This is a genomic window from Xanthomonas sp. LMG 12460 (assembly GCF_009192895.1).
Lineage (GTDB): Bacteria > Pseudomonadota > Gammaproteobacteria > Xanthomonadales > Xanthomonadaceae > Xanthomonas_A > Xanthomonas_A sontii.
The window spans coordinates 39749-63074 of record NZ_NKUH01000027.1 but is presented as its reverse complement, the minus strand read 5'-3'; the positions used below and the strand labels follow the sequence as shown (position 1 = coordinate 63074).

Sequence of the window (23326 nt, the reverse complement as noted above, 5' to 3'; positions counted from 1 at the left end):
GGTTCCGGGCGGAACGCTGCGCCGAAGCGGGCCGGTCAGTCGCCCAGGGTCAGCAGCGAGGCGTTGCCGCCGGCGGCGGTGGTGTTGACCGTCACCACCTTCTCGGTAGCGAAGCGCAGCAGGTAGTGCGGGCCGCCGGCCTTGGGTCCGGTGCCGGACAGGCCCTGGCCGCCGAACGGCTGCACGCCGACCACCGCGCCGATCTGGTTGCGGTTGACGTAGACGTTGCCCACCGCCACGCGCGAGGCGATGCGCTCGATGGTCTCGTCGATGCGCGAATGCACGCCCAGGGTCAGGCCGTAGCCGGTGGCGTTGATCTGGTCGATCACCGCGTCGAGCTGGTCGGCCTTCCAGCGGATCACGTGCAGCACCGGGCCGAAGATCTCGCGCTGCAGCTGCGTCAGCGACTGCAGCTCGTAGGCGCGCGGGGCGAAGAAGCTACCGTGCGCGGTGGCGTCGTCGGTGGCGGCCACGGCGATCGCGCGCGCTTCGCGGTCCATGCGCGCGGCGTGGTCGGTGAGGATCTGCAGCGCATCGGCATCGATCACCGGGCCGACGTCGGTGGACAGCAGGCCGGGGTCGCCGACCTTCAGCTCGGCCATGGCGCCGGCCAGCATGGTCATCACCTTGTCGGCGATGTCGTCCTGCACGAACAGCACGCGCGCGGCCGAGCAGCGCTGGCCGGCGGAGATGAAGGCGCTGGAGATCGCGTCCTTGACCACCGCTTCCGGCAGCGACGAGGAGTCGGCGATGAAGGCGTTCTGGCCGCCGGTCTCGGCGATCAGCACGCCGATGGCGGCATCGCGCGCGGCCAGCGCACGGTTGATCGCGCGGGCGGTGTCGGTGGAGCCGGTGAAGGCGACGCCGGCCACGCGCGGATCGCGGGTCAGCGCGGCGCCGACGGTGGCGCCGTCGCCGGGCAGGAACTGCACCACCGCCTCCGGCACGCCGGCTTCGTGCAGCAGCTTCACCGCGGCATGGCCGACCAGGTTGGTCTGCTCGGCCGGCTTGGCGATGACGCTGTTGCCGGCGGCCAGCGCCGCGGCGACCTGGCCGAGGAAGATGGCCAGCGGGAAATTCCACGGACTGATGCACACGAACACGCCGCGGCCGTGCAGCTGCAGTTCGTTGGATTCGCCGGTCGGCCCGGGCAGGCGCTCGGGCGCACCGAACTGCGCGCGCGCCTGGCCGGCGTAGTAGCGCAGGAAATCCACCGCCTCGCGCACTTCGGCGACGCCGTCGGGCAGGGTCTTGCCGGCTTCCTTGACGCACAGCGCCATGAACTCGGGCATGCGCGCTTCCAGCAGGTCGGCGGCATGTTCGAGAATGGTGGCGCGGCTGGCGGCCGGGGTGCGGTTCCAGGCCGGGTAGGCGGCCGCGGCGTTGCTCAGCGCCTTCTCCACGGTGGAGGCATCGGCCGGCTTCCAGTGGCCGACGATCTGGCGATGGTCGGCCGGGTTGGCGACCGCCAGGGCGTCGCCGGCGATCACCGCGCCGGGCACCAGCGGCGCGGCCTGCCAGGGCTTGAGCGCGGTGTTGAGCTGGTCGGCCAGCGCGCGCAGATCGTTGTCGTTGGCGAGATTGGCGCCCATGGAGTTCTTCCTGTTGTGGTTCTGGCTGCGCAGCAGATCGACCGGCAGCGGAATCTTCGGATGCGGGATGGAGGCGAATGCGGACACGGCCTCGACCGGGTCGCGGATCAGGTCTTCGATGGCCACGTCTTCGTCGGTGATGCGGTTGACGAAGCTGGAGTTGGCGCCGTTCTCCAGCAGGCGCCGCACCAGGTACGGCAGCAGGTCCTCGTGCGAGCCCACCGGCGCGTACACGCGGCAGGGCACACCGAGGCGGTCGGCGGGGATCACCTCGGCGTAGAGGTCGTCGCCCATGCCGTGCAGCTTCTGGTGCTCGTAGTCGCGGCCGCCGGCGATGGCGCGCACCGCGGCGATGGTCTGCGCGTTGTGGGTGGCGAACATCGGATACAGCGCATCGCTGTGCGCGAACAGGCGCTTGGCGCAGGCCAGGTAGGACACGTCGGTGTTCTGCTTGCGGGTGAACACCGGATAGCCCGGGTGGCCCTCGACCTGCGCGCGCTTGATCTCCGCGTCCCAGTAGGCGCCCTTGACCAGGCGCACCGGGATGCGGCGGCCGACGCGGCGCGCCAGGTCGGCGAGGAAATCGATCGTGTACGGGGTGCGCTTCTGGTATGCCTGCACCGCCAGGCCGTAGCCCTCCCAACCGTCCAGCGAGGGATCGGAGAAGGTGGCCTCGATGATGTCCAGCGACAGTTCCAGGCGGTCGGCTTCTTCGGCGTCGACCGTGTAGCCGATGCCATAGGACTTGGCCAGTTGCGCCAGTTCCAGCACGCCGGGCACCAGTTCGGCCATCACCCGCGCACGCTTGGCGTGCTCGTAGCGCGGATACAGCGCCGAGAGCTTGATCGAGATGCTGGGTGCGGCGAACACCGCGTCCTTGCCGCCGCCCTGCTGGCGCTGCGCGGCGAAATGCTTGCCGATGGCGTGGATCGCCTGGCGGTAGGCGTCGAGGTAGCGCTGCGCGTCCTTCATGGTCAGCGCGCCTTCGCCGAGCATGTCGAACGAGTAGCGGTAGTGGGCGTTGTCGCCCTTCTTCGAGCGGGTCAGCGCCTCGCCGATGGTCCGGCCCATCACGAACTGATGGCCCATGATCTTCATCGCCTGGCGCACCGCCAGGCGGATCACCGGCTCGCCGACGCGGCCGATCAGGCGCTTGAACGCGCCGGACACGTCGGCGCGGGTGAGGTCGTTGATCTGCACCAGCTTGCCGGTGAGCATAAGGCCCCAGGTCGACGCATTGACCAGGATCGAGTCGCTCTCGCCCATGTGCTTCTTCCAGTCCGCATCGCCGAGCTTGTCGCGGATCAGCTTGTCGGCGGTGTCCTGGTCGGGGATGCGCAGCAGCGCTTCGGCCACGCACATCAGCAGCACGCCTTCCTCGCTGCCGAGGTCGTACTGGCGCATGAAGGCCTCGATCGCGCCCTGGTCCTGGGCGCGGGCGCGCACCCGGGTGACCAGGTCGGCGGCCAGCGCCTGCACCCTGGCCTGGTCGGCCGCGGGCAGGCGCGCCTGCTCGAGCAGTTCGCGTACGTGTTCGGCTTCGTCCTTGAGCCAGGCGGCGGTGATCGCCGCGCGCAGGGCCTGCGGCGCGGGCGGGAGTTCGGGGGACAGCAAGGGCGAAGGAGACGCGGACGGCATCGCCGGGACAGAGCCGGCGCCAGGCAGAGCGTTCATGCGGGAAAGGCCAGGGACAGAGCCCGCTATTTTATGTCAGCGCCTGCACGCGCAGGGGGTTGCCGGCTTCGCCACGGCGATGGCGGGCGCGTCCAGGCTGAACGCACTTCTTGTTGCGCTACAGCATTTTTTGTGGTGAACGCGCGCTTGCCGCCGCGCAGGCCGGGGGCTACCATCCAGGCGTGCTCGCGGCTCGGGCACGAGCGGTTCGGAAGCGGCGGTTCGATATGATCGAAATGTTTCCGTTTTCTCCGGAGGGGTCGGGTACGCAGCTGCGGCTGCGACCGCCGCGGGCGTTGAATGCCCGGCAATTCGTTCTGTTGTTCGTCGCACTGGCCGGGGCGATGTGGGCCGTGGCTGGGCTGGGGTGGCTCGCCGGCAATGTGTTCGCGCCTGCGTTCGCCCTGTTGCACAGCATCGTGGTGGCGCTCGCGCTGCATTGGTCGTGGCGTGGCGGCGAGCGCGAAGAGGATATCCGGGTGGGTCCGGCCTGCGTGGAAGTGACCCGTCCGAATGCAGGAACGCCGGCGTTCCGCGCCCACCCGCATTGGGTGCGGTTGCGGATCGAAGGCGACGACAGGGTGGTGCTGGCATCCAGCGGCAAGCAGGTCCGGGTCGGCGAATTCCTCGGCCCCGACGAACGCCGGCAACTGGCGCAGACCCTGGAAGGCTTGCTCGCGGCCGTGACCGGCCGCAACCGATGACGCTCCAAGGGGTCTAGGCAATGAAGCAACGCGGCGGGTGGGTGCAACAGGCGGTCAGGGGCGGGATGGCGTTGGCGGCGGCGATGGCCGCACCGCTGGCGTGGGCGCAATCGGCCGATCCCAAGCCGTGGCAGCTCAACATGGGCAGGGGCGTCACCCAGAGCGCGCGCAACGCCTACGACGCGCACATGGTCGCGTTGTGGGTGTGCGTGGTCATCGGCGTGCTGGTGTTCGGCGCGATGGCCTATGCGATCTTCAAGTTCCGCAAGTCCAAGGGCGCGGTGCCGGCGCAGTTCAGCCACAACACCAAGGCCGAGATCGTGTGGACGGTGATCCCGGTGCTGATCCTGATCGTGATGGCGTGGCCGGCCACCGCCAAGCTGATCGCGATGTACGACACCCGCGATGCCGAGATGACGGTGAAGGTCACCGGCTACCAGTGGATGTGGCGCTACGAATACCTGGGCGAGAACGTCTCGTTCACCAGCCGCCTGGCGCGCAGTTCCGACCGCCTGCGGCAGAGCGGCGCGGTGCCGACGGCCGAGCACGACCCGCACTACCTGCTGGACGTGGACAACCGGCTGGTGCTCCCGGTGAACACCAAGGTGCGCTTTGTCATCACCGCCGACGACGTCATCCACGCCTGGTGGGTGCCGGCGCTGGGCTGGAAGCAGGACGCCATCCCCGGGATCATCAACGAGGCCTGGACCAGCATCGACACCCCCGGGGTGTACCGCGGCCAGTGCGCCGAACTGTGCGGCAAGGACCACGGCTTCATGCCGATCGTGGTCGAGGCGGTGAGCAAGCAGGACTTCCAGAAGTGGCTGGCATCGCGCAAGCCGGCGCCCGCCGCTGCGCCCGCGCCGGCCACGCCGGCGGCGGCCCCGGCTGCTGCGCCGGCCTCCGCCGAACCCGCTGCCGCGCCCGCCGACGCCCAGGCGCCGGCACCGCCGCCGCAGGCGCGGCTGTCGCGTCCTCGTTCCGACTCGCACCTGATCGTGCAAGCCGCCTGATCTCCAGCATTCCTTTTCTGAGGTAGCCGCCATGGCCCATTCGGCAGTCGATCACCACGACGAGCACGGGCATCAGCAGAGCTTCGTCGAGCGTTGGTTCTTCTCCACCAACCACAAGGACATCGGCACGCTGTACCTGCTCTTCAGCTTCACCATGTTCGTCATCGGTGCGGCGATGAGCGTGGTGATCCGCGCCGAACTGGCGCAGCCGGGCCTGCAGTTCGTCAAGCCCGAGTTCTTCAACCAGATGACCACCGTGCACGCGCTGGTGATGATCTTCGGCGGGGTGATGCCGGCCTTCGTCGGCCTGGCCAACTGGATGATCCCGCTGCAGATCGGCGCGCCGGACATGGCGCTGCCGCGCATGAACAACTGGTCGTTCTGGCTGCTGCCGGTGGCCTTCACTCTGCTGCTGCTGACCCTGTTCCTGCCCGGCGGCGCGCCGGCCGGCGGCTGGACCATGTATCCGCCGCTGATGCTGCAGGGCGGCTACAACGTCGCCTTCTCGGTGTTCGCCATCCACGTCGCCGGCATCAGCTCGATCATGGGCGCGATCAACATCATCGCCACCGTGCTCAACATGCGCGCGCCGGGCATCGACCTGCTGAAGATGCCGATCTTCTGCTGGGCCTGGCTGATCACCGCGTTCCTGCTGATCGCGGTGATGCCGGTGCTGGCGGGCGCGGTGACCATGCTGCTCACCGACAAGTTCTTCGGCACCTCGTTCTTCAACGCCGCCGGCGGCGGCGATCCGGTGATGTACCAGCACATCTTCTGGTTCTTCGGGCACCCCGAGGTCTACATCATGATCCTGCCGGCGTTCGGCGTGATCAGCGAAATCATCCCGACCTTCAGCCGCAAGCCGCTGTTCGGCTACCAGGCGATGGTCTACGCGATCGCGGCGATCGCGTTCCTGAGCTTCATCGTCTGGGCGCACCACATGTTCACCGTGGGCATGCCGTTGGGCGGCGAGATCTACTTCATGTTCGCCACCATGCTGATCTCCATCCCCACCGGGGTGAAGGTGTTCAACTGGGTCAGCACCATGTGGCAGGGCTCGATGACCTTCGAGTCGCCGATGCTGTGGGCCATCGCCTTCGTCATCCTGTTCACCATCGGCGGTTTCTCCGGGCTGATGCTGGCGATCGTGCCGGCCGACTTCCAATACCACGACACCTATTTCGTGGTCGCGCACTTCCACTACGTGCTGGTCACCGGCGCGGTGTTCGCGCTGATCGCGGCGGTGTACTACTGGTGGCCGAAGTGGACCGGGCGCATGTACAACGAGACCTGGGCCAAGTTCCACTTCTGGTGGACGATGCTGTTCGTCAACCTGCTGTTCTTCCCGCAGCACTTCCTCGGCCTGGCCGGCATGCCGCGGCGCATCCCCGACTACAACGTGGTGTTCGCCGACTGGAACCTGGTCAGCTCGATCGGCGCGTTCGGCATGTTCGTCACCCCGTTCCTGATGGCCGGCATCCTGCTGGCGTCGCTGCGCAATGGCGCGCGTGCCGAAGCACGCTCGTGGGAAGGCGCGCGCGGCCTGGAGTGGACGGTGCCGTCGCCGGCGCCGGCGCACACCTTCACCCTGCCGCCGGTGCTCAAGCCCGGCGACCTGGCCCACGACGACATCAGCCACTGATGACCGCGCAACCGCCGCTCGACGACCTGGTCCTGCGCCGCAAACGTGCGGTGCGCACCGCGCTGGTGGTCGGCGCGGTGGCGCTGGCGATCTACGTCGCCTTCGTCCTTTCGGGGGTGCTGGGCCGATGAACGCGCCAGCGCCGCGGGTGCACAGCAGCGCCGGGCTGTTCAAGCTGGTCGGCGTGGCGCTGGCGGTGTTCGTGCTGACCTTCTCGCTGGTGCCGCTGTACCGCATCGCCTGCGAGAAGGTGTTCGGCGTGCGCCTGGAGCGCGGCCCCGGCGAAGGGCCGCAGGCCGGCAAACCGCTCGCGGGCAAGCGCACGGTCACTGTGCAGTTCGATGGCGGGGTGAACTCCAAGCTGCCCTGGTCGTTCCATCCGGAGCAGCTGACCATGCAGGTGGTGCCGGGCGAACTCAACGAGGCGCTGTACTACGCGCACAACGATGGCGCGCACGCCATCGTCGGCAGTGCGGTGCCCTCGGTGGCGCCGGCGCGCGCTTCGGGCTACTTCACCAAGACCGAGTGCTTCTGCTTCACCGCGCAGACCCTGCAGGCTGGCGAGAAGCGCGACATGCCGGTGCGCTTCATCGTCGATCCCAACCTGCCCAGCGACATCAGCACCATCACCCTGTCCTACACCTTCTACAAGAACGATGCGCTGAGCGCGGAACTGGGATCGCCGAAACTGGCCGGTTCCGCGCGCGCGGCTCCCTGACCCGACCGGAATGCCTGCCATGGCCCAGCCCAGCACCGACGCCACCGCCAACGCCAACGCCTACTACGTGCCCAGCCAGAGCCGTTGGCCGTTCATCGGCTCGATCGCGATGTTCGTGACCATGATCGGCGTGGCCAGTTGGCTCAACGACGCGTCCTGGGGCAAGTGGACCTTCTTCACCGGCATCGCGATGCTGGTGGCGACGCTGTTCATGTGGTTCGGCGATGTGATCCGCGAATCGATCGCCGGGCACTACAACCGCCAGGTCGACGTGTCGTTCCGCATGGGCATGGTGTGGTTCATCTTCTCCGAGGTGATGTTCTTCGGCGCTTTCTTCGGCGCGCTGTTCTACACCCGCACTTTCATCCTGCCGTGGCTGGGCGGCGAGGGCGACGGGGTGATGACCAATGCGCTGCTGTGGGACGGCTACTCCGCCGCCTGGCCGACCAACGGCCCGGGCGGCATCGGCGGCCAGTTCCAGACCATCCCGGCCTGGGGCCTGCCGCTGATCAACACGCTGATCCTGCTCAGCTCCGGCGTCACCCTGACCATCGCCCACCACGCGCTCAAGGCCGGTCAGCGCACCCGGCTGATGGTGTTCCAGGCGCTGACCGTGGCGCTGGGCTGCACCTTCCTGTACTTCCAGGCCGAGGAGTACATGCATGCCTACAAGGAACTCAACCTGACCCTGGGCTCGGGCATCTACGGCTCGACCTTCTTCATGCTCACCGGCTTCCACGGCGCGCACGTGCTGCTGGGCACGATCATGCTGCTGGTGATGCTGCTGCGGATCAGCCGCGGCCACTTCAGCCGCGACAACCACTTCGCCTTCGAAGCGGCGGCGTGGTACTGGCACTTCGTCGACGTGGTGTGGCTGGCGCTGTTCCTGTTCGTCTATGTGCTTTGACTGCTGGAAATAGGGAGTCGGGAATGGGGAATCGCAAGCACGGCTTTCGCTTGCGCTCCCGCTTTGCCGATTCTCTTTTCCCGATTCCCCATTCCCGGCTTCTCAGCGGCCAAGTCCGTGAGGCTTGATCACTCCCGTGTAGATGCCCAGGATCACCAGCAGGATCAGGCACACCGATAGGCCGATGCGCCAGGTCAACGCGTTCACCGTGCGCTTGCTCTGGCCGCGGTCCACCAACAGGTAGTACAGGCCGGCGCCCAGGTTCCACAGGATGAGCAGCAGGAACGCGACGATCAGCAAAGTCTTCAGCGAGTCGTTCATGGGCGTCTCGGCGCATGGTGTGTCCGCATTATGACCCTCGCCGCTGCCTCGCGCGTGGGTGCGCGCCGGCGCATGCCGCTGTGGCTGGGTTGGAGCATCGCGTTGGCGGTGGCGGTGTGCTTTTGCATGCTCGGCCGCTGGCAGTTGCAGCGCATGCACGAGAAGCAGGCGCTGTTGGCGCAGGCGGCGCATGTGCGCGATCGTCCGCAGACGCTGGCCGATGCGCTGCGTGCGACGCCACCGGGACAACTGCGCTGGGTGCATGGCGCTGGCCGCTTCCTGCCCGGCCAGATCCTGCTCGACAACCAGCTGCGACAGGGCCGCAGCGGGGTGAAGGTGTACCAGCCGTTCCTGGCCGACGGCGCGGCGGCGCCGCTGCTGGTGGAACTGGGCTGGCTGCCGCTGCCGGCCGATCGCGCGCTGCCGGAGCCGGCGCCGCTGCAGGGCCGCTACACCGTGGCCGGCCTACTCGGACCGGCACCGTCGCATGGGCTGGCCCTGGGTCCGGCGCTGGTGGCGGCGCCGTCGCCGCAGCGCTGGCTGGCGATGCGCATCGAGCCGGGAGCGATCGGCGAGGCACTCGGCCGCCGCGACATTTTGTCGCAGGTGCTGCGCCTGGATCCGGCCCTGCCGCTGGGCTATCCGCGCGACCTGGACCTGTTGCCGAACACGCTGCCGCCCGAGCGCCACTTGGGTTACGCGGTGCAATGGTTCGGCCTGGCGCTGGCGGTGCTGGTCACCGCGGCGCTGCTCAGCTGGCGTGCGCGCAGGGGACGGGGCGGGCGCTGAGCGCGCGCGCATGAGAAAATCCCCGGCATGAATGCTCCCACCCCGGCCCCGCGCCCGGCGGCCGCACGCGGCCGCTGGCCGCTGATCGTGTTGTTCGTCCTGTTCTTCGGCTCGATGCTGGTCGCCGGCGCGTTGCGCTTTTCCGGCTGGCAGCCGGCCGCCAGCCGCAACCACGGCGAACTGCTGCAGCCGCCGGCCGACCTGCGCGCGCTGCAGCCGCGGCTGGCCGACGGCCGCGTCTACGCCTGGGAGCCGCAGCGGCGGCTGTGGCGCATCGCGCTGGCGCCGCCGGCGGACTGCGGCAGCGCCTGCGAGGCGCTGGCGCGCGACCTGGACAAGGTCTGGCAGCTGTTCGGCCACGACGCCGACCACGTGCAGATCCTGTGGATCGGCACGCCGCCGGCCGCCGCCCAGGCCCTGCCGCAGGTGCAGGCGCTGCGCGCGGATCCGGCGCTGCTGGCGACGCTGCCGCGGGTGCGCGATGCGGCCGGGGTGCCGGTCTACGTCATCGATCCGAACGGTTTCGTGGTGCTGCGCTATGCCCCCGGGTTCGACCCGGCCGGGTTGCGCGCGGACCTGGCGAAACTGCTGAAACTCCTGTGAGCCGCTTCCTATGACCTTGTTCGCGCGCCCGGCGCTGTTCCGGCATTTCCATCGCATGGCCTGGCTGGCGGCGCTGTTCACCGCCAGCACCATCATGTTCGGCTCGTTCGTGCGCCTGTCCGATGCGGGCATGAGCTGCCCGGATTGGCCGACCTGCTACGGCCGCATCACCTGGCCGCAGACCAGTGCCGAAGCCGATACCCACGCCGCCAGCAAGATCCGGCCGCTGGAGACGCACAAGGCGTGGCGCGAGCAGATCCACCGCTTCCTGGCCGGTGCGCTGGGCGTGGAAGTGTTGGTGCTGTCGCTGCTGGCGGCGCGGCGGCGCCGGCTCGGCATCGCCCAGATCGTCACGGCGGCGGCGCTGGTGGCGCTGTCGATCCCGCTGTACATGTCCGGCTGGCCGGGGCTGGCGATGCTGGTGGCGGTCGGCGGCGAGGCGATCCTGCTGCTGGCGGCGCTGCGCTGGTCCAACGACGACCTGGCCCGTGCCGCGGTGCTGACCCTGTCGGTGGTGATCTTCCAGGCCCTGCTGGGCATGTGGACGGTGACCCTGCTGCTCAAGCCGATCGTGGTGATGGGGCATCTGCTGGGCGGCCTGCTGATGTTCTCGCTGCTGGTGTGGATGGCCTGGCGCGCCACCCATCTGCCGATCACCCTGGCCGATGCGCCGCGCCTGAAGTGGCTGCTGCGCCTGGGCGTGGCGGTGCTGGTGCTGCAGATCGCCCTGGGCGGCTGGGTCAGCGCCAACTACGCGGCGTTGGCCTGCGGCGGCGGCAGCTGGTCGGCCGACAACTTCCCGCGCTGCGTCAGCCAGTGGTGGCCGCCGCACGATTTCCGCGAGGGCTTCACCCTGTGGCGCGGCATCGGCGTGGACTACGAAGGCGGCGTGCTCGACGGCGCGGCGCGCATCGCCATCCAGATGGCGCACCGGATGATGGCGATGGTGGTGGCGGCCTACCTGCTGTGGCTGAGCTGGCGCCTGAGCCGCACGCCGGGCATGCGCGGCTGGGCCGCGGCGCTGGCGCTGCTGCTGGTCGCGCAGGTGTGCCTGGGCATCCTCAACGTCAAGCTGGCGCTGCCCTTGCCGGTGGCGGTGCTGCACAACGCCGGCGCGGTGGCGCTGCTGTTCGTGCTGGTGTCGTTGCTGGCGCGCTTGCGGGCGCCGCAATGAGCGCGCATCGCGTCCACTGGCGCGACTACTGGGACCTGACCAAGCCCAAGGTGGTGGCGCTGATCGTGTTCACCGCCCTGGTCGGCATGTGCCTGGCGATCCCGGGGCTGCCGACCTGGGCGCAGGTGCGCACCGGCCTGCTCGGCTTCTTCGGCATCTGGCTGGCGGCCTCGGCGGCGGCGGCGATCAACCAGCTGCTGGACGCACGCATCGATGCGCAGATGGCGCGCACCTCCTGGCGTCCGCTGGTGGTGGGCAAGGTGCTGCCGTGGCAGGTGCTGCTGTTCGCTACCCTGCTGACGGCGCTGTCGATGACCGTGCTGGTGGTGTGGGTCAACGGGATCACCGCGGTGCTGACCTTCGCCTCGCTGATCGGCTATGCGGTGATCTACACGGTGTTCCTCAAGCGCACCACGCCGCAGAACATCGTCATCGGCGGCCTGGCCGGCGCGGCGCCGCCGCTGCTGGGCTGGGCCGCGATCACCGGCATGCAGGGCCAGTGGGACTGGGCCTATGCCTCGCTGTTGGTGCTGATCATCTTCGTGTGGACGCCGCCGCACTTCTGGGCATTGGCGATCTTCCGCCGCGCCGACTACGCCAAGGCCTCGATCCCGATGCTGCCGGTCACCCATGGCGTGGCGCATACCCGCCGGCAGATCCTGGTGTACACGGTGCTGCTGGTGGTGGTGACGCTGCTGCCGGTGGCGGTGGGCATGAGCGGGGTGTTCTACCTCGGCGGCACCCTGGTGCTGGACGCGGTGTTCCTCTGGTACGCCTGGCGCATGCTCGATCCGCCGGACGAGATGTTCTCGATGCGCATGTTCGGCTACTCCATCGTGTACCTGATGGCGCTGTTCGCGTTCCTGCTGGTCGATCACTGGATCGCCTGAACGGGTCGTTCAGTTTTCCGCTCAAGTGTTGCCGGTCGCGGTCGTTACCGGGCGAACGACCAAGATCGGCAAAGCCGCGGAGACATCCATGTGGGGCAAGAGCAAGCAAGACGCGGCGAAGCTGCAGGCACTGACCGAGCGCCTGCGCGAGGCCGAGGCCGAGCGTGACCGCGCCCGTGCGCAGGCCGACAGCGCCCTCGCCAATGTGGACGACATGCGCGTCCGTTTCGACCTGGTCACCAAGGCGACCACCGACGGCCTGTGGGAAATGCGGGTGATCGCCGGCGATCCGATCAACCCCGCCAACGAATTCTGGTGGTCCTCGCAGTTCCGCACGATGCTGGGCTTCTCCTCCGAGCTCGACTTTCCCAACGTGCTCGACAGCTGGGCCTCGCGCCTGCATCCGGACGACAAGCAGGCCACGCTGGACGCGTTCGCCAAGCACCTGGGCGACCGCAGCGGCCAGACTCCGTACGACGTGGACTACCGCCTGCAGCTGAAGAACGGCCAGTACCGCTGGTTCCGCGCGATAGGCACCACCCAGCGCGACGCCCAGGGCTTACCGCTGCGGGTGGCCGGCGCGCTGACCGACATCACCGAGCGGCGCGAGCGCGAGGCGTTCCTGGACATCGTGCTGACGCGCTTCGAGCTGGGCCAGCAGATGCTCAACGACGGCCTGTGGGACATGAGCGTGACCGCCGGCGATCCGATCAATCCGGCCAACGAGTTCTGGTGGTCGCCGCAGTTCCGCGCGTTGCTGGGCTTCGCCTCCGAGGCCGAGTTCCCCAACGTGCTCGACAGCTGGTCCTCGCGCCTGCATCCGGAGGACGCGGAATTCGCGCTCAATGCCTTCGCGTCGCATATCAACGACCGCACCGGCCGGACCGGCTTCGACATTCAGTATCGGATCAAGCTGAAGAGCGGTGAGTACCGCTGGGTCCACGCGCGCGGCCTGACCAAGCGCGCCGCCGACGGCACCCCGCTGCGTGCGGTCGGCGCGTTGCTGGACATCCATGCCACGCGTCAGCTCGGCGAGGCGGCGCACACGCTGCAGACCGCGGCCGCGGAGATGGTCGAGGACAACAACGATCTGGCCCGGCGTACCGAGCAGCAGGCCGCGGCGCTGGAAGAGGCGGCCAGCTCGATGGAGGAGATCACCGGCACCGTGCAGCGCAACGTCGAGCACGTCGGTCACGCCAACCGCCTGGTGGATGGTGCCAGCGACGTCGCCCAGCGCGGTGGCGAGGTGGTGCGCGACGTGGTGCAGACCATGGCCGGCATCGAGAGCGCCTCACGCAAGATCGCCGACATCATCAGCGTGATCGACGGCATCGCCTTCCAGACCAACATCCTGGCGCTGAACGCGGCGGTGGAAGCGGCGCGTGCGGGCGAGCAGGGCCGTGGTTTCGCCGTGGTCGCCACCGAAGTGCGCAGCCTGGCGCAGCGCTGCGCCGATGCGGCCAAGGAAGTGCGCGGCCTGATCGCCAGCTCCAGCGAGCAGGTCGATCGCGGTTCGGCGCTGGTCGCACGCGCCGGTGCCACCATGGAAGAACTGCTCGGCTCGGTGCGCGAGGTGCAGCGCATCATGACCGACATCGCCGGCGCCAGCCGCGAGCAGAGTGCCGGCATCGGCCAGGTCAACCAGATCGTGGTGCAGATGGACACCGCCACGCAGCAGAACGCGGCGCTGGTCGAAAAGATGGCCGAAGCGGCGCGCGCGCTGGAAAACCAGGCCAGCGGCCTGAACGCGCATACCGCCAAGGAGCAGCAGCGCGCGGCCAACCAGGCGGCGCCGGTGCGCGTGGCGGCCTGATCGGGAGCGGCCCAGCCCACGGCGCGTCTGCCGCGTCGTGGGCGTGAGGGGGGCTGTCGCGTCCTGCGACGCGGCAGATCCGCCGGCTCGGGAGCGGACAGCTGTGCAGGCACTGGCGGTCGCCCCCGGCGTGCTGCCCTGCCGTGGTGCGTGAGGCGCCTCTCGCGCTCACCCCAGCCAATGCTGGCAGCCGTCGCCCTCCTGGCTGCCGCAGCTTTGCTGCATCTTGTGCTGCAGCCGCGCGAGCACCGCGCTGCCGTCGTGGCCCTTGCTCCAGGCCTGCAGGGTCTTGGCCAGGGTATCGAAACGCTGCCGGGTGCGCTGGTGATAGCCATCCGGCTGGCCGGCCAACTCCCCGATCACCTGGCCGGCGGCCGCCTCGATCGCGGCCGCATTGTCCGGCTGCAGCCGGACCAGCCCATCGACATAGAGCACGCCCCACTGCACGCGGGTGGCCGGGCCCTGCGCGCTCTCGTAGGCCTTTTTCAGCCAGAACAGCGCCGTCTGCTTGTCGCCGCGCGCCTCGGCCAGGCCGGCCAGTTCCGGCATGTAGTAGTACGGGGTCTTGCTGCGCTGAAGCTCGGCCAGCAGCAGTTGTTCGGCACCGGCGCTGTCGCCGGCGGCGTCCAGCAGGCTGGCGGCGTTGCTGATCGTGGACTGGCGTTCGTAGTCGGTCGTGGCGGCCTGCTCGGCCCAGTGCACGCGCTGCTGCACCTTGGCGACCACCGCCGGCGGCAGCGGCGGATGCGGACCGTCGCCGGCATCGGCCGGCTGGCCTTGCGCCAAGCGTGCCAAGGCGATGTCCGCGGCGGCGGTGTCCAGGCGATCGCTGATCGGCAGGCTGCTGTCGGCGTAGACCTGGTCCAGCGCATGGGTCAGTGCGGCGGACAGCGTGTTGCGCTCGGCGGCGTCGCTGGCCGCGGCCTGCACCAGCTCGCGCGCCGCATAGGTCAGCGTGCTGCGGTTGGCGCGCACTTCGGCAGGGTCGGCCAGCACCGTCTGCAGCAGTTCGCGGTCGGCGGCGCGGTGCTTGGCGTCCACCTTGGCAGCCTTGGCCGGATCCTGCGCGGCCAGCGCCAGCAACGCGAAACGGCGCTGCAAGGCCGGCTGCGGCGCGGCCGCGGCCAGGCGCGTGAGCATGTCGGCCGCCTGACCCGGCTTGACCAGTTGGGCCGCATCCACCGCCCAGCCGTATTCGCCGAGCAGGATCCAGTCGTCGGCGCTGAGCGTGGCCGGTGCCTTCAGCGCTTGCTGCAGCAACTGCGCCGAGGTGGTGGTGCGGGTCGCGGCCACGCGCAGGGCCTCGGCCAGACGCACGGTATCGCTGTCCCCGGCCAGGCGGGTGATCTCGCTGCGGTCCGGGCGCAGCACGATGATGGTCGGATAGCCCTTGACGCCGAAGCGTTCGCCCCAGGCCTGCGCGCCTTCCGAATCGCCGTCCAGGTGCACCGCGACGAAGGCGCGGGTGCGGGCAATGAACGCCGGGTCCTTGAACAGCGTGGCCTTGAGCCGATTGCAGGGCGGGCACCAGGCCGCGCCCCAGTACAGCAGCACCGGCTTGTCGTGTTCGCGCGCTTCGGCGAAGGCGTCGTCGACGTCGCCCTCGCGCCAGGCGATGCCGGCGCTGTCGGCGGCAGGCGCCGCTGGGGCGGCCTTGGGCGCGGCCGGCGCGGGCGGTTGCTGGCAGGCACTCAGCGCCAGCAGCGCGGCCAGGCTGGCGGAGATCGTCGCGGAACGGCGGAACATGCGGCTCATGGGGGCACCGGGAGGGGAGGGAGACACGGCGCCGGCCGTGCCGGCCGTCTACTGTACGCAGCCGTTGCCGTCATCGCTCATGCCGGCTGCGCATCTGCATATGCCGCCCGTGCAGGTGCTGCGCGGCGCATGACACGCGCTTGCGGCCCGCGTCGGCGCGGCGTGCCGGCCGGCGCCCGCGACCGCCCCTTGCCGTTCGCCGCTAGCCGGTCGCTTCTGCCTTCGCCGCGCGCGCGTAGCGTTGCGCGATCACCGCGCAGACGATCAGCTGGATCTGGTGGTAGATCATCACCGGCAACACGATCGCGCCGAGGCTGCCGCTGGCGAACAGTACCTTGGCCATCGGCACGCCGGTGGCCAGGCTCTTCTTCGAGCCGCAGAACACGATCGGAATCTCGTCCTCGCGGGAAAAGCCCAGGCGCCGTGCGCCGAAGGTGATCAACGCCATCGCCAGCGCCAGCAGCACCGCGCCGACCACGGCGACGCCGAGCAGCGCCGGCAGCGGCGTCTTGCGCCACAGGCCTTCGACCACCGCGGCGCTGAACGCGGTGTACACCACCAGCAGGATGGTGCTCTGGTCGGTGTAGCGCAGCACCGCGCGGCGGCGCTCGACCCAGCCGCCGATCCAGCGCTGCAGCAGATGGCCGGCGACGAACGGCACCAGCAGCTGCAGCATGATCTTGCCCATCGCCTCCAGCGGATTGGACATGGCGTTCTGCGCGTCGGTCAGCACGCCCATCAGCAGCGGCGTCAGGAACACCCCGAGCAGGCTCGACAGCGAGGCGCTGCACACCGCCGCCGGCACGTTGCCGCCGGCCATCGAGGTGAAGGCGATCGACGACTGCACCGTGGACGGCAGCGTGCACAGGAACAGCACACCGATGTACAGGTCCGGGGTCAGCAGCCAGTGCGACAGCGGCTTGAACAGCAGGCCCAGCAGCGGGAACAGGATGAAGGTGGCGGCGAAGATGGTCAGGTGCAGCCGCCAGTGCAGCGCGCCGGCGACGATGGCCTCGCGCGACAGCCGCGCGCCATGCAGGAAGAACAGCGCGGCGATCGCCAGATCGGTGACCACGTCCATCACCGACGCCGCGCGCCCCTGCACCGGCAGCAGCGAGGCCAGCAGCACCGTGCACAGCAGCGCCAGGGTGAAGGGTTCGATGCGCAGGCGCGCAAGCCAGGACTTGATCATCGGGGAAGGTCGAGCGGTGGGGGGAGTCGTGCATTTTAGAAAGCATGGCGCCCGCACGCGAATCCGGACGCACTGCGTAGACAACTCGCAGACATGTTGCGCTGCCGGCCGTTTCGGTCAAATGCGCGTACCGGCAGCTTGCTAGATTGCGGCCACCCGGTCGATGGGGAGCGCGCCGGGCACGCAGGCGCGTCGTGCACGCGTTTGTGCTTCCCGCTCCTCCAGGCATTGCCACGGACTCGGAGCTTGCATATGTCGTACGACCAGTATCAGACCGTTTTTGCGCTTTCGACATTGGCTAATTGGGTCAGTACCCAAAAGGGAACAGCGGTACAGCTGCAGGCCGCCTACCAAGCAGTGCTACAAAATACGCTGGCGTCGCAGCCGGCGAAGGATGCCATCGGCAGCTGGGAGTTGGTCTGGGGACCGCAGGTGTGGCAGATGGATGGTTCCGACCTTTCGGAAAATGCGATGTTCGTAGCCAAGGCGAGCGACGTGGGCGCTATCGCCGGAGACGTGTACGTCGTGGCGATCGCAGCTACCAACCCGAATTCTCTTTACGACTGGCTGATCGAGGATTTCAATGTGGTGCCGGTTGTGGACTTTTCCCACTTCAATCCACTAGACAAGAGTCCGCCGACCAGGGCCGTGTGGCCATGGGCGCCGAATGTCCCCTTTATCTCGATGGGAACTGCTCTGGGAGTATGGCATCTGCTGCAGATGGTCAGCCCGGCCAAGGCGATGGCGCCGGGTAAGAGCCTATGCGATTTCCTGCAGAGTGTGGCGCATAGCGATGCTACGGTGATCTTCGCCGGACATAGTCTTGGCGGTGCCTTGTCGCCGACTATGGCGTTCTGGCTCAAGAATGCTAACAAACTCAGTGGATACAAGGCGGTGTATTGCTATCCCACCGCTGGTGCCACGCCGGGGAATGGAGTGTTCGCGCAGGCGTATGCAAAGGCGCTTTCGGCGGAACCATCCGGTGCCACGGGATATCAGTCGTGGAATTGCGATCTGTGGAATACGCTTGATGCGGTGCCGCATGCCTGGAGAATAAACATGCTGGGCGATATCAAGACGAAGTTGTACGGAAATGTGTCGATCCCCGACGTCAATCACTTTGTCGATTTTGCGATCGCCAGTTCGTTGGCATCGCGCATTGGTTATGCGCAGATCCCCAATCAGTCGCTTCCGGGAAAGGTAAGTGGTGATAAGCCGAGCGATTTTAGATCTTTCATGAATCAGGTGAGGATTCAGCACACCGATGCGTATGAGACGTTGATTGCGGCCAAGCTTCAGCCCGTGCTGCCGCCCTCGCATGCGCTTCAGACCACAATGCGTGATAGCGAGGCGCAATTGGATGCCCTGGCCGCGCGGATGGAAGCGGAGCGCGAGGAACTGGCCGAACGTTTCTCAAAAGCGCGCGAGGCGTTGGGCGTGACCGATCCTGCAAAGTCGACGGCATAAGCGGAATCTGCGCCGATGCAACAGCGATGATCGGCACGACGGTCGCCGCCCTGCGCCGTATGCGGGCTGCAGCGCAGGTGAGTCCTCAATGCAGCCCCGCACGCGCCTTCAGCAGTTCCCGCAGCTCGTACTTGTCGGTCTCGTCCAACCCTTGCGCGCGCTGCTTGGCCTGCAGTTCGTCCAGGCGCTGCTGCAGCGTCTGCTTTTCCAGCTGCACGACCACGTCGTGCAGTTCCTGGCGCCAACTGGTGGTCTCGCCGGCGATCTCCTGCACCGCCAGCTTCTGCAGTGCGGCCAGTTCCTCGCGTTCTTGGAAGTGTTCGAGCAGGGCGCCGGTGGTGATTTCCGGGCGCGCATGCACGATCTGCAGCAGTTCGATCATCAGCTCGATGCCGGGCAGGCGCAGGCCAGCGAACGGGTAGGGCGGCGGCAGGTCCAGCGCCAGCGACGGTGCCTGCAGCAGGCGCACGATCCCCTCGCGGACCAGGCTGCGCTTGTGCGCCGGGCGCGGCGCGCGCGGCGGCGGCCGGCTCGCCGCGGCCGTGGCGACTGCCGGTGCGGCGGCGCCGATGCCGGTGAGTTCGGCCAGGCGCTGACGCATCAGGTCGCCGAAGGCGCCGTCGGGAATCTGCGCCAGCATCGGCCGCGCGCGTTCGGCCAGGCGCGCCTTGCCGTCGAGCGTGCCGAGGTTGATCTCGCGCGAGAGTTCGTCGAAGAAGAACTGCGACAGCGGCGTGGCCTGGACCAGGCGCGCGTCGAAGGCCGCGGCGCCTTCCTTGCGCACGATGGTGTCCGGATCCTCGCCGTCGGGCAGGAACAGGAAGAACGCCTGGCGTCCGTCCTTCATCCGCGGCAGCACCGATTCCAGCGCCTTCCAGCCGGCGCGGCGGCCGGCGGCGTCGCCGTCGAAGCAGAAGAACACGTCCGGCGCGTTGCGGAACAGCAGCTCGGCATGGTCCGGCGTGGTCGCGGTGCCCAGCGTCGCCACCGCCTGGGTGACGCCGAACTGGAACAGCGAGACCACGTCCATGTAGCCCTCGACCACGATCAGCCGCTCGATCTTCTGGTTGGCCTGGCGCACCTGCCACAGGCCGTACAGCTCGCGGCCCTTGTGGAACAGCGCGGTCTCCGGCGAGTTCAGGTACTTGGGGCCGTCGTCCTTGTCGAGCACGCGGCCGCCGAAGGCGATGACCCGGCCGCGGCGGTCGAAGATCGGGAACATCACCCGGTCGCGGAACTTGTCGTAGACGTGGCCGCGGTCGTTCTTGGAGAACAGCCCGGCGCGGTCGAGCAGCTTGAGCCGGCGCTCGTCGGTGCCCAGCGCGTCCTTGAGCGCGCTGTAGCCGTCCGGGGCGTAGCCGATCTGGAAGCGCGCGCGGTTTTCGGCGTCCACGCCCCGGCCGTCCAGGTAGGCGCGCGCCTTCTCGCTGCCGTCGAACTGGCGTTGGAAGAACTTGGCCGCCGCTTCCAGCGCGGAGTACAGGTCGCGATGGTCGTCGCCGGCGGCCTGCGCCGCGCCACGCTGCTGGGCGTCGCGCGGGATCTCCATGCCGGCGCGCTTGGCCAGCTCGTCGACCGCGTCGAGGAATTCGAGGCGGTCGTAATTCATCAGGAAGCTGATCGCGGTGCCGTGCGCGCCGCAGCCGAAGCAGTGGTAGAACTGCTTGGTCGGCGACACCGTGAACGAGGCCGAGCGCTCGTCGTGGAACGGGCAGCGCGCCGCGTATTCCTTGCCCTGGCGCTTCAGCGGCACGCGCGTGCCGATCACCTCGACGATGTCGGTGCGTGCGAGCAGGTCGTCGATGAATGCGTCGGGGATGCGGGCCATCCGCATAGGATGCCACGCGCGTGTGCCGTCACGCTGGCCGCGCGGCCTGCGTGTGGTTCAGTGCCGTGCGGTCAGGGCGCCGGCGGTGTCTGCGCAACGCTGCGCGGGTCGATCCCGGCGGCGACGAGCTTGCTGTGCGAGCGCAGCCGCTCGTCGATCACCGCGGTGATCAGCGCGCCGACGAAGAACACCACCGTGGCGTAGTAGATCCACACCAGCAGGATCACCAGCGCGCCCATCGAGCCGTAGGCGCTGCCGGGCGCGGCGGTGGCGATGTACAGGCCGATCGCGTAGCGCCCGGCCACGAACAGGCAGGCGGTGATCGCGCCGCCGATGATGGCCTGGCGCCATTCCACGCGGCGGTCGGGCAGGTAGTGGTAGAGCACGGCGAAGGCCAGCACGTAGATCGCCAGGGTCGAGACATAGCCGACCGCCGGCAGCACCGACGGCATTCGTGCGAACACCACCTGCAGCACGGTGGTCAGGATCATCGAGATCAGCAGCAGGAAGCCCAGCGCGAATACCACGCCGAAGGAGAACACGCGCTTCTTCAGCCAGGCCATGAGGCCGTCCAGGCGCTGCTTGTCGGTGCGGAAGATCAGGTTCAGCGCGTTCTGCAACTGCGCGAACACCGCGGTGGCGCCGACGAACAGCAGCAGGGTGCTCCACAGCCCGGCCAGCGAGCCCACGCTGGGCTGGTTCTTGGCGTTGTCGATCACCGTCTGCGCGACCTCGCGCGCGCCGTGTCCGGCCAGTTGCCCGATCTGCGCGATCAGCGCCTCCTGCGCCTGCGGATACAGCGAGGCGGTGAGCCACAGCAGCAGCACCAGCAGCGGCGCCAGCGACAGCAGCGCGTAGAACGACAGCGACGCCGCCTGGGTCATCACGTCGATCTCGACGAAGCGCCGCACCAGCGCGGCCGGCAGGCTTTGCTGCAGGCGGTCGAGATGTTTGTGCAGGCGATCGGACGACAGGGGCATGGACATGGGCGCGGGACCTTCGGCGCGCGGCGTCGCAACGCCGGTCCCGCACTGCGCGCAGAAGGGGGCGCGGGCTTGCCGGCGTTGTAGCAGCCCGTCGCCGAAAGGCGGGTGAAGCCCGCCGCGCGCGCTAACGCATCGGTGCGGTCAGCCGGCCAGCTGCTGCTTGACCAGCACCGAGACCTGGCCCATGTCGGCCTTGCCCGCGAGCATCGGCTTGAGCACGGCCATCAGCTTGCCCATGTCGGCCGGGCTGGCGGCGCCGGTCTGCGCCTTCGCCGCCTGGATCGCGGCGACGATCTCGGCCTCGCCCATCTTGCTCGGCAGGTAGCGCTCGATCACCACGATCTCCTCGCGCTCCACCTGGGCCAGGTCGTCGCGGCCGGCGGCCTCGTACTGGCTCACCGAGTCCTTGCGCTGCTTGACCATCTTGTCCATCACCGCGATCACCGCGGCGTCGTCCATCTCCACGCGCTCGTCCACTTCCTTCTGCTTGATCGCGGCGTTGATCAGCCGGATCACGCCCAGGCTGTGCTTGTCGCCGGACTTCATCGCGGCCTTCATGTCGTCGGTGAGCTGCTGCTTGAGGGTCATGAGGGGCTCCACAGGGAAGAGAAAAGGGGGAAGGGCATTCTAGGCAAGCGCGCTGGCGCTGGCCGTGGCCGAGGTGGCACGCGGGTGCCGAGGGACAGGGATGGGACCGATGCCCGCGCGGGGCGGAGCGCCTGGCCAAGGTGGAAGACGCACAAAAAGCCGGCGACGCTTGCGCGTGCCGGCTTCGTGGGCTTATCGTAGCGGATGCCGAAACCGGCACATCCCGCTACCGCAGGCCGCGATCCTCAGTACAGACGCTGGCGCTTGGTGACGTCGCGCGAGGTGCGACGCAGCTGGCGCTTCACCGCAGCAGCGGCCTTGCGCTTGCGTTCCTGGGTCGGCTTTTCGTAGAACTCGCGCTTGCGGGTTTCGGCCAGCACGCCGGCCTTTTCGCAGGTGCGCTTGAAGCGACGGAGCGCAAACTCGAAGGGCTCGTTCTCGCGGACTTTAACGCTGGGCATGGAATCTCCGGGACACAATGGTGACCGGGTCAGGCCCGGCGAGCCGCACATTATAGCGACAGATTTCGCGGCTGCAAGCACCCCGTTTGGCCTGCCGCCGATTCGGCCGCACAATGCACCCCATGAACGTGCTCGGCATCGAATCCAGTTGCGACGAAACCGGCGTCGCCGTCTACGACACCACTCGCTCCGGGGCGGCCGCGCTGCGTGCGCATGCGCTGTACAGCCAGATCGCCCTGCACGCCGAGTACGGCGGGGTGGTGCCGGAGTTGGCCAGCCGCGACCACGTGCGCAAGCTGCTGCCGCTGATCCGCCAGACCCTGGCCGAGGCCGGCCTGCAGGTGCGCGACCTGGACGGGGTGGCCTACACCGCCGGCCCGGGTCTGGTCGGCGCGCTGCTGGTCGGTGCCGGCGTGGCCCGGGCCCTGGCCTGGGCGCTGGAGGTGCCGGCGATCGGCGTGCACCACATGGAAGGCCACCTGCTGGCGCCGCTGATGGAGGATCCGGACCCGGGGCACGGCGCGCCGGCGCCGCCGTTCGTGGCGCTGCTGGTCTCCGGCGGCCACACCCAGTTGATCGCGGTGGAGGCCATCGGCCGCTATCGCCTGCTCGGCGAGACCCTGGACGACGCCGCCGGCGAGGCCTTCGACAAGACCGCCAAGCTGATGGGGCTGCCGTATCCGGGCGGCCCGCAACTGGCGGCGCTGGCCACGCAGGGCACCTCGGGCCGGTTCCGCTTCGCACGGCCGATGACCGACCGGCCCGGCCTGGACTTCAGTTTTTCCGGGCTCAAGACCCAGGTGCTGCTGGCCTGGCGCGACAGCGACCAGTCCGACGCGGTGCGCGCCGATATCGCCCGCGGCTTCGAGGACGCGGTGGTGGACACGCTGGCGATCAAGTGCGAGCGCGCGCTGGAGGCGGCCGGCAGCGACACCATCGTGGTCGCCGGCGGCGTCGGCGCCAATCTGCGCCTGCGCGCCAAGCTGCAGGCGATGGCGCAGGCCCGCGGCGGCCGTGCCTGCTTCCCGCGCCCGGCGCTGTGCACCGACAACGGCGCGATGATCGCCTTCGCTGGCGCCCTGCGCCTGCAGGCCGGCCTGCACGACACCGCGTCCGCGGTGCAGGTGACCCCGCGCTGGGACATGGCGGACTTGCCGCCATTGGCGGCAAGTCGGGAATCGGGAATGGAGAATCGGGAATCGTGAGCGG

At 68.8% G+C, this 23326-nt stretch carries 21 protein-coding genes; 13 read left to right on the top strand and 8 right to left on the bottom strand.

Annotation, left to right across the window (positions count from 1 at the left end):
• Positions 1–35: 35 nt before the first annotated feature.
• Positions 36–3230, bottom strand: coding sequence for a bifunctional proline dehydrogenase/L-glutamate gamma-semialdehyde dehydrogenase PutA (putA, locus tag CEK66_RS06675; protein WP_152236368.1), 3195 nt, complete (start codon positions 3228–3230; stop codon positions 36–38).
• A 263-nt stretch (positions 3231–3493) separates the two neighbouring features.
• On the opposite strand from putA, the gene CEK66_RS06670 reads away from it, so the two are divergent.
• From CEK66_RS06670 to CEK66_RS06650, 6 genes are read left to right on the top strand one after another with little or no spacing between them, the layout of a single operon-like run.
• Positions 3494–3970: a DUF2244 domain-containing protein gene (locus tag CEK66_RS06670; protein ID WP_019796200.1), complete on the top strand. Its 477-nt coding sequence runs from the start codon at positions 3494–3496 to the stop codon at positions 3968–3970.
• 20 nt (positions 3971–3990) lie between these two features.
• Complete coding sequence (gene coxB, locus CEK66_RS06665) at positions 3991–4983, top strand: cytochrome c oxidase subunit II (protein ID WP_152236360.1); 993 nt, start codon at positions 3991–3993, stop codon at positions 4981–4983.
• 31 nt (positions 4984–5014) lie between these two features.
• Complete coding sequence (gene ctaD / locus CEK66_RS06660) at positions 5015–6625, top strand: cytochrome c oxidase subunit I (protein WP_017914173.1); 1611 nt, start codon at positions 5015–5017, stop codon at positions 6623–6625.
• Complete coding sequence (locus CEK66_RS20775) at positions 6625–6756, top strand: hypothetical protein (protein WP_017914172.1); 132 nt, start codon at positions 6625–6627, stop codon at positions 6754–6756. The genes ctaD and CEK66_RS20775 overlap by 1 nt, the downstream gene beginning before the upstream one ends.
• Entirely contained in the window at positions 6753–7343 is a 591-nt protein-coding gene (locus CEK66_RS06655; RefSeq protein ID WP_017914171.1) for a cytochrome c oxidase assembly protein, read from the top strand. The genes CEK66_RS20775 and CEK66_RS06655 overlap by 4 nt, the downstream gene beginning before the upstream one ends.
• Before the next feature lie 19 nt (positions 7344–7362).
• The gene (locus CEK66_RS06650; protein ID WP_152236359.1) at positions 7363–8250 is read left to right on the top strand and encodes a cytochrome c oxidase subunit 3; all 888 of its coding nucleotides are present in this window, start codon (positions 7363–7365) and stop codon (positions 8248–8250) included.
• Positions 8251–8352: 102 nt separating this feature from the next.
• Here CEK66_RS06650 and CEK66_RS06645 read toward each other — a convergent pair whose 3' ends face one another.
• Positions 8353–8571, bottom strand: coding sequence for a twin transmembrane helix small protein (locus CEK66_RS06645; RefSeq protein ID WP_010341612.1), 219 nt, complete (start codon positions 8569–8571; stop codon positions 8353–8355).
• A 30-nt stretch (positions 8572–8601) separates the two neighbouring features.
• Between CEK66_RS06645 and CEK66_RS06640 the strand changes: the two genes are divergently transcribed.
• From CEK66_RS06640 to CEK66_RS06620, 5 genes are all read left to right on the top strand, one after another.
• On the top strand, positions 8602–9360 hold the full coding sequence (locus tag CEK66_RS06640; RefSeq protein WP_152236358.1) for an SURF1 family protein: 759 nt from the start codon (positions 8602–8604) through the stop codon (positions 9358–9360).
• Positions 9361–9387: 27 nt separating this feature from the next.
• Positions 9388–9963: a hypothetical protein gene (locus CEK66_RS06635; RefSeq protein WP_152236357.1), complete on the top strand. Its 576-nt coding sequence runs from the start codon at positions 9388–9390 to the stop codon at positions 9961–9963.
• Between the two features lie 10 nt (positions 9964–9973).
• The gene (locus CEK66_RS06630; RefSeq protein ID WP_017914359.1) at positions 9974–11137 is read left to right on the top strand and encodes a COX15/CtaA family protein; all 1164 of its coding nucleotides are present in this window, start codon (positions 9974–9976) and stop codon (positions 11135–11137) included.
• Positions 11134–12027, top strand: coding sequence for a heme o synthase (gene cyoE, locus CEK66_RS06625; RefSeq protein WP_017914706.1), 894 nt, complete (start codon positions 11134–11136; stop codon positions 12025–12027). The genes CEK66_RS06630 and cyoE overlap by 4 nt, the downstream gene beginning before the upstream one ends.
• A gap of 88 nt (positions 12028–12115) precedes the next feature.
• Complete coding sequence (locus CEK66_RS06620; RefSeq protein ID WP_152236356.1) at positions 12116–13840, top strand: PAS domain-containing methyl-accepting chemotaxis protein; 1725 nt, start codon at positions 12116–12118, stop codon at positions 13838–13840.
• Between the two features lie 168 nt (positions 13841–14008).
• On the opposite strand, the gene CEK66_RS06615 is transcribed toward CEK66_RS06620, so the two are convergent.
• The gene (locus CEK66_RS06615; RefSeq protein WP_152236355.1) at positions 14009–15595 is read right to left on the bottom strand and encodes a thioredoxin family protein; all 1587 of its coding nucleotides are present in this window, start codon (positions 15593–15595) and stop codon (positions 14009–14011) included.
• A gap of 202 nt (positions 15596–15797) precedes the next feature.
• Positions 15798–16787: a bile acid:sodium symporter family protein gene (locus tag CEK66_RS06610; RefSeq protein ID WP_148829649.1), complete on the bottom strand. Its 990-nt coding sequence runs from the start codon at positions 16785–16787 to the stop codon at positions 15798–15800.
• Positions 16788–17039: 252 nt separating this feature from the next.
• Here CEK66_RS06610 and CEK66_RS06605 point away from each other — a divergent pair, with 252 nt between their 5' ends.
• Positions 17040–18254 (top strand): hypothetical protein, encoded by a 1215-nt coding sequence (locus tag CEK66_RS06605; RefSeq protein WP_152236354.1) that lies wholly within the window; start codon positions 17040–17042, stop codon positions 18252–18254.
• 85 nt (positions 18255–18339) lie between these two features.
• Here CEK66_RS06605 and dnaG read toward each other — a convergent pair whose 3' ends face one another.
• The 4 genes from dnaG to rpsU form a co-directional block, all read right to left on the bottom strand.
• Positions 18340–20082 (bottom strand): DNA primase, encoded by a 1743-nt coding sequence (dnaG, locus tag CEK66_RS06600; protein WP_152236353.1) that lies wholly within the window; start codon positions 20080–20082, stop codon positions 18340–18342.
• 71 nt (positions 20083–20153) lie between these two features.
• Positions 20154–21068: a YihY/virulence factor BrkB family protein gene (locus CEK66_RS06595; RefSeq protein WP_150410091.1), complete on the bottom strand. Its 915-nt coding sequence runs from the start codon at positions 21066–21068 to the stop codon at positions 20154–20156.
• Between the two features lie 141 nt (positions 21069–21209).
• Positions 21210–21656 (bottom strand): GatB/YqeY domain-containing protein, encoded by a 447-nt coding sequence (locus CEK66_RS06590; RefSeq protein ID WP_017912044.1) that lies wholly within the window; start codon positions 21654–21656, stop codon positions 21210–21212.
• A 245-nt stretch (positions 21657–21901) separates the two neighbouring features.
• Positions 21902–22117 carry a 30S ribosomal protein S21 gene (gene rpsU, locus CEK66_RS06585; protein WP_003465342.1) on the bottom strand — a complete coding sequence of 72 codons (216 nt, stop codon included), beginning with the start codon at positions 22115–22117 and terminating at the stop codon, positions 21902–21904.
• 122 nt (positions 22118–22239) lie between these two features.
• Here rpsU and tsaD point away from each other — a divergent pair, with 122 nt between their 5' ends.
• A complete protein-coding gene (tsaD, locus tag CEK66_RS06580) occupies positions 22240–23322 on the top strand; it encodes a tRNA (adenosine(37)-N6)-threonylcarbamoyltransferase complex transferase subunit TsaD (RefSeq protein WP_017912043.1) in 1083 nt (360 codons plus the stop codon).
• Positions 23323–23326 lie beyond the last annotated feature (4 nt).

Bases quoted from the DNA above. Each gene is read 5' to 3' on its own strand.
- ctaD (WP_017914173.1), top strand. From the start codon at position 5,015: ATGGCCCATTCGGCAGTCGATCACCACGACGAGCACGGGCATCAGCAG.
- CEK66_RS06615 (WP_152236355.1), bottom strand. From the start codon at position 15,595: ATGAGCCGCATGTTCCGCCGTTCCGCGACGATCTCCGCCAGCCTGGCC.
- CEK66_RS06640 (WP_152236358.1), top strand. From the start codon at position 8,602: ATGACCCTCGCCGCTGCCTCGCGCGTGGGTGCGCGCCGGCGCATGCCG.
- CEK66_RS20775 (WP_017914172.1), top strand. From the start codon at position 6,625: ATGACCGCGCAACCGCCGCTCGACGACCTGGTCCTGCGCCGCAAACGT.
- CEK66_RS06595 (WP_150410091.1), bottom strand. From the start codon at position 21,068: ATGTCCATGCCCCTGTCGTCCGATCGCCTGCACAAACATCTCGACCGC.
- CEK66_RS06655 (WP_017914171.1), top strand. From the start codon at position 6,753: ATGAACGCGCCAGCGCCGCGGGTGCACAGCAGCGCCGGGCTGTTCAAG.
- CEK66_RS06630 (WP_017914359.1), top strand. From the start codon at position 9,974: ATGACCTTGTTCGCGCGCCCGGCGCTGTTCCGGCATTTCCATCGCATG.
- CEK66_RS06670 (WP_019796200.1), top strand. From the start codon at position 3,494: ATGATCGAAATGTTTCCGTTTTCTCCGGAGGGGTCGGGTACGCAGCTG.
- dnaG (WP_152236353.1), bottom strand. From the start codon at position 20,082: ATGGCCCGCATCCCCGACGCATTCATCGACGACCTGCTCGCACGCACC.
- CEK66_RS06635 (WP_152236357.1), top strand. From the start codon at position 9,388: ATGAATGCTCCCACCCCGGCCCCGCGCCCGGCGGCCGCACGCGGCCGC.
- CEK66_RS06605 (WP_152236354.1), top strand. From the start codon at position 17,040: ATGTCGTACGACCAGTATCAGACCGTTTTTGCGCTTTCGACATTGGCT.
- CEK66_RS06645 (WP_010341612.1), bottom strand. From the start codon at position 8,571: ATGAACGACTCGCTGAAGACTTTGCTGATCGTCGCGTTCCTGCTGCTC.
- CEK66_RS06650 (WP_152236359.1), top strand. From the start codon at position 7,363: ATGGCCCAGCCCAGCACCGACGCCACCGCCAACGCCAACGCCTACTAC.
- CEK66_RS06610 (WP_148829649.1), bottom strand. From the start codon at position 16,787: ATGATCAAGTCCTGGCTTGCGCGCCTGCGCATCGAACCCTTCACCCTG.
- CEK66_RS06590 (WP_017912044.1), bottom strand. From the start codon at position 21,656: ATGACCCTCAAGCAGCAGCTCACCGACGACATGAAGGCCGCGATGAAG.
- CEK66_RS06620 (WP_152236356.1), top strand. From the start codon at position 12,116: ATGTGGGGCAAGAGCAAGCAAGACGCGGCGAAGCTGCAGGCACTGACC.
- coxB (WP_152236360.1), top strand. From the start codon at position 3,991: ATGAAGCAACGCGGCGGGTGGGTGCAACAGGCGGTCAGGGGCGGGATG.
- tsaD (WP_017912043.1), top strand. From the start codon at position 22,240: ATGAACGTGCTCGGCATCGAATCCAGTTGCGACGAAACCGGCGTCGCC.
- rpsU (WP_003465342.1), bottom strand. From the start codon at position 22,117: ATGCCCAGCGTTAAAGTCCGCGAGAACGAGCCCTTCGAGTTTGCGCTC.
- cyoE (WP_017914706.1), top strand. From the start codon at position 11,134: ATGAGCGCGCATCGCGTCCACTGGCGCGACTACTGGGACCTGACCAAG.
- putA (WP_152236368.1), bottom strand. From the start codon at position 3,230: ATGCCGTCCGCGTCTCCTTCGCCCTTGCTGTCCCCCGAACTCCCGCCC.